This is a genomic window from Oleiphilus sp. HI0079, assembly GCF_001635105.1.
Genome location: NZ_LWFT01000606.1, coordinates 1 through 5,656, shown reverse-complemented (window position 1 = coordinate 5,656; position 5,656 = coordinate 1). Strand labels below are relative to the sequence as shown.

The 5,656-nt window shown below is 48.2% G+C and carries 1 protein-coding gene and 1 pseudogene; both read left to right on the top strand.

From position 1 onward, the window contains the following. Positions 1-1,171: pseudogene (rpoB, locus tag A3750_RS10750) on the top strand (DNA-directed RNA polymerase subunit beta); the annotation flags it as partial. Between the two features lie 95 nt (positions 1,172-1,266). Continuing rightward, positions 1,267-5,484, top strand: a complete 4,218-nt coding sequence (rpoC, locus tag A3750_RS10745) for a DNA-directed RNA polymerase subunit beta' (RefSeq protein WP_068465399.1) — start codon at positions 1,267-1,269, stop codon at positions 5,482-5,484. Positions 5,485-5,656: the final 172 nt, after the last annotated feature.

The window sequence follows — 5,656 nt, the reverse complement described above, 5'->3', positions numbered from 1 at the left end:
GTACCGCATTCTTCAAGGCGCTACGTACGAGCGTTTGACGGCAGCAATCGATGGTCAGGCGATCATTTCTGCTCCAGGACTTAAGAAAGGCGACACCCTGACAGTTGACTACCTTCAAGCCCTTGAAGCGACAGAGTGGTTTAAGATCCGTTTGGCGGACGATTCCCTCAACGAGTTGCTAGAGAAGGCTCAAGCTTCTTTGGAAGAACGTAAGAAAGAGCACGAAGAACGATTTGAAGTGAAGAAGCGCAAGCTTCAAACTGGCGACGACTTGGCGCCTGGCGTGTTGAAGATCGTTAAGGTTTATGTTGCGATTAAGCGTCGAATTCAGCCTGGTGATAAAATGGCTGGACGGCACGGTAACAAGGGTGTCATCTCCGTAATTATGCCGGTTGAGGACATGCCTTATGATGAGCATGGCAATCCGGTAGATATCGTTCTCAATCCTCTTGGTGTCCCATCTCGTATGAACGTTGGTCAGGTTCTTGAGACACACCTAGGGGCGGCTGCAAAAGGTCTTGGTCATAAAATCAACACTATGATTAAGCAGCAGAAGGAAGTCGCTGAGCTTCGCGGTTTCCTTGGTGAGATCTATAACGGTGTAGCAAGTAAGCAGGAAGAATTAGACAGCTTTAGCGATTCTGAAATCATTGAGTTGGCAAACAACCTTCGGGCCGGTGTGCCAATGGCTACGCCTGCGTTTGATGGAGCAAAAGAAAGTGAGATCAAAGAGCTGTTACGTCTTGCTGATCTTGATGACAGTGGGCAGACAACGTTGTTTGACGGACGCTCTGGTGAAGAGTTCGATCGTCCTGTTACTGTCGGTTATATGTACATGTTGAAGTTGAATCACTTGGTCGACGATAAGATGCACGCTCGTTCTACCGGTTCGTACAGCCTTGTTACGCAGCAGCCACTTGGCGGTAAAGCACAGTTCGGTGGTCAGCGATTCGGTGAGATGGAAGTATGGGCGCTTGAAGCATACGGTGCCGCTTACACCTTGCAGGAAATGCTAACGGTCAAGTCGGATGATGTTAATGGCCGTACCAAAATGTATAAAAACATTGTTGATGGCGATCATCGTATGGAGCCAGGTATGCCTGAATCCTTTAACGTATTGGTCAAAGAAATTCGCTCATTGGGTATAGATATCGAGTTGGAATCTGAGTAGTCAGTCGATAACCCAATTGAAATAGCGACAGCGGGCTTTCAAAACCATTATTGGTGATGGCCCGCCAACTTATAACTCCTACCGGAGCGAAAGCGATGAAAGATTTATTAAACCTGTTGAAAAACCAGAACGATACTCAAGAATTCGATTCGATTCGAATTGGTTTGTCATCACCAGAAATGATTCGTTCGTGGTCGTTTGGCGAAGTGAAAAAGCCAGAAACGATTAACTATCGTACCTTCAAGCCAGAGCGTGATGGCTTGTTCTGTGCGAAGATTTTTGGACCAATCAAAGACTATGAATGTCTTTGTGGTAAGTACAAGCGTCTCAAGCATCGAGGCGTAATTTGTGAGAAATGTGGCGTAGAAGTTGCGCTTGCCAATGTGCGCCGTGATCGTATGGGGCATATTGAGCTGGCGAGCCCTGTCGCGCATATCTGGTTTCTAAAGTCGCTTCCGTCGCGTATTGGTATGCTTTTGGACATGACGCTGCGTGATATTGAGCGTGTTCTTTACTTTGAATCGTTCATCGTAATCGATCCAGGTATGACGACACTGGAGCGCGGTCAGCTTCTAACGGATGAACAGTATTACGAAGCGCTTGAAGAGTTTGGTGATGAGTTCGATGCCAAGATGGGTGCTGAAGCCGTTCAATCCTTATTGAAGGACATTAGTCTTGAGGGTGAAATTGAGCGCTTGCGTGAAGAAATTCCTGCAACTAATTCAGAAACCAAGATTAAAAAGCTTTCTAAGCGCTTGAAGTTGCTTGAGTCATTCCACAGTTCTGGGAATAAACCAGAATGGATGGTGCTGGATGTTCTGCCAGTGTTGCCGCCGGATTTGCGACCACTTGTTCCACTTGATGGTGGACGATTTGCGACTTCGGATCTAAACGATTTGTACCGCCGAGTAATCAATCGTAATAACCGTTTGAAGCGGCTGCTTGAGCTAAGTGCTCCGGATATTATTGTTCGTAATGAAAAGCGTATGCTTCAAGAATCTGTCGATGCTTTGCTCGATAATGGTCGTCGTGGTCGCGCAATCACGGGCTCCAATAAGCGTCCTTTGAAGTCACTAGCAGATATGATCAAAGGTAAGCAGGGTCGATTCCGTCAGAACTTGCTTGGGAAGCGTGTTGACTATTCTGGCCGTTCGGTAATCGTTGTTGGCCCAAGTTTGCGCCTGCATCAGTGCGGTCTTCCGAAGAAAATGGCGTTAGAGCTTTTCAAGCCCTTTATCTTCTCTAAGCTCGAGAGTCGAGGGCTTGCGACTACCATTAAAGCTGCGAAGAAGATGGTTGAACGCGAGACTGCAGAGGTCTGGGATATTCTTGCTGAAGTTATTCGAGAGCACCCTGTCATGCTCAACCGTGCCCCGACACTTCACCGTCTCGGTATTCAGGCATTTGAACCCGTATTGATCGAGGGTAAGGCGATACAGTTGCATCCATTGGTTTGTGCGGCTTATAACGCCGACTTCGATGGGGACCAAATGGCTGTCCACGTTCCTTTGACATTGGAAGCACAGCTAGAAGCTCGCGCTTTGATGATGTCTACCAACAACATCTTATCTCCCGCTAACGGAGAGCCGATCATTGTTCCTTCTCAGGACGTAGTACTTGGCCTTTACTACATGACGCGTGACCGCATAGCGGCAAAAGGCGAAGGCATGGTGTTCGCTGACATTAAAGAGGTTCAGCGAGCGCATGGTGCTAAGCAGGTGCACCTGCAGGCGAAAATCAAGGTTCGTATTACAGAGCATACCTATACCGAAGGTGGTGAGCTTGTCGCAGAGACGAAGTTGGTTGATACAACTGTTGGTCGAGCGTTGTTGTTCAATATCCTACCGAAAGGTTTACCGTTTGAGCTTGTTAATAAGCCAATGGTGAAAAAGGCGATCTCTCGTCTTATCAACTCGGCGTATCGGACCTGTGGTTTGAAAGATACAGTAATCTTTGCTGATCAGTTGATGTATCTCGGCTTTTCACAAGCAACGCATTCAGGCTCGTCGATTGGTGTTAATGATTTTGTTATCCCGGATGAGAAAGAAGGGATCATTAACGCAGCGACTGACGAAGTAAAAGAAATTGAAGGTCAGTTTGCTCAGGGTCTTGTTACTCAGGGCGAAAAATACAACAAGGTTATCGATATTTGGTCTCGCGCAAACGATAAAGTGGCGAAGGCGATGATGGATACCTTGGGTAAAGAAGATGTTGTTGATAAAGAAGGCAATACGGTTCAGCAGGATTCTTTCAACTCAGTATTTATGATGGCGGATTCCGGCGCTCGGGGTTCCGCAGCGCAGATTCGTCAGTTGGCGGGGATGCGAGGATTGATGGCGAAGCCGGATGGTTCCATCATCGAGACACCTATTACTGCAAACTTCCGTGAGGGCTTGAACGTACTCCAGTACTTTATTTCTACTCACGGTGCTCGAAAGGGTTTGGCGGACACGGCATTGAAAACAGCTAACTCGGGTTACTTGACTCGACGCTTGGTTGACGTAGCTCAAGACCTTGTTGTTACCGAAGAGGATTGCGGTACTGAAGAAGGCCTATTGATGACGCCAATGATCGAGGGTGGCGACGTTGTTGTTCCTCTTGGTGATCGTGTGCTTGGTCGTGTAACGGCAAAGGATGCATTTGCTCCTGGTGACACAGAAAACGCCGTTCTTCCTCGCGGTACGTTCCTTGATGAAAAGCGTGTAGAGGAATTAGAGCAAGCGGGTGTTGATGAAGTTTGGGTTCGCTCAGCGATTACTTGTGATACGCGTCATGGTGTGTGCTCGCAATGTTACGGACGTGACCTCGCGCGGGGCCATGTTGTTAATCGTGGCGAAGCGGTAGGTGTTATTGCAGCTCAATCGATCGGCGAGCCAGGTACGCAGCTGACAATGCGTACTTTCCACATTGGTGGTGCTGCGTCACGGTCCTCTGCGGTAGACAATATCCAAGTCAAGCATGGCGGGTCTGTTCGCTTGCATAATATGAAGCACATCGAGCGTAAAGATGGCAACCTTGTTGTTACTTCTCGTTCATCTGCTTTGGCAGTTGCCGACGAGCATGGTCGTGAGCGAGAGTGGTATAAACTGCCTTACGGCGCGGTCATTTCGGTGAAAGACGGCGCTGCTGTAGAGGCGGGTCAGGTAGTTGCTAAATGGGATCCGCACACGCACCCTATCATTACCGAACAAAGCGGTAAGATTCAGTTAGTCGGCTTTGAAGATGGTATTACCATTTCTACTAAGACCGACGAATTGACCGGTCTTAGTAGTATCCAGATTTTAGATCCTAAAGACCGTCCTGCCTCAGGTAAGGATGTGCGTCCTATGATCCAATTGGTCGATGCGAAAGACAAGCCAGTTATGCTGCCTGGCACAGATACGCCATTCCAGATGTTTTTGCCTGCGAATGCGCTGCTGTCACTACGTAACGGCGATGAGGTAAGTGAGGGTGATATTATCGCTCGTATCCCTCAAGAGTCCTCTAAAACGCGTGATATCACGGGTGGTCTGCCGCGAGTGGCCGACTTGTTCGAAGCGCGTAAGCCGAAAGAGTCTTCTATTCTTGCGGAGATTTCCGGTGTCGTGAGCTTTGGTAAAGAGACGAAGGGTAAAAAGCGCCTTGTCATTACTCCGAAAGATGGTAGCGATCCATATGAAGAGTTGATTCCGAAGCATCGTCAGATGAACGTGTTTGAAGGTGAGAGTGTAGAGAAGGGAGAGGTTGTTTCTGATGGCCCGTCTAATCCGCACGATATCTTGCGTCTTCTTGGGGTCGTTGAGTTGGCGAAGTACATCACAAACGAAGTTCAGGATGTTTACCGCTTGCAGGGGGTTGTCATCAATGACAAGCACATTGAAGTGATTGTGCGCCAGATGCTTCGAAAGGTTGAGGTGACTCAGGCTGGCGATACTGATCTCATCAAAGGTGATCAGGTTGAATACGTTCACTTCCTTGAGGCGAATGAGAAGGCCGACTTGGACGACAAGATGCCTGCACAGTGTGAGCGGCAGTTGCTTGGTATTACCAAAGCATCTCTTGCAACAGAGTCGTTTATTTCTGCGGCATCCTTCCAGGAGACTACGCGCGTTCTTACAGAAGGTGCGGTTACGGGTAAGAGAGACTTCCTTCGCGGCTTGAAAGAGAATGTTGTTGTTGGCCGACTGATTCCTGCCGGAACAGGTTTGGCTTACCACGCAGAAAGAAAAGCGAGAAAAGAAAAAGGCCCGGTCGAAGAAGGCTTGGGTGTTTCAGCTCAGGATGTTGTAGAAGCGTTGAGTGCTGAACTGAACAAAGAGAGCGGTTCGCTTTAAGCGAGCTGGTTTCTTTCGTGTTGTGGCGTTTGGTTAAAAATAAACCAAACGCCTTGACACTGTACGGGGGCGTCATTAGACTTGCGCCCCTCGACTTGAGAGCACCTATTTTGGGTGGGAATTTGATAGATAATATTGGAGTTTGCTTACATGGCAACTATTAATCAGTTGG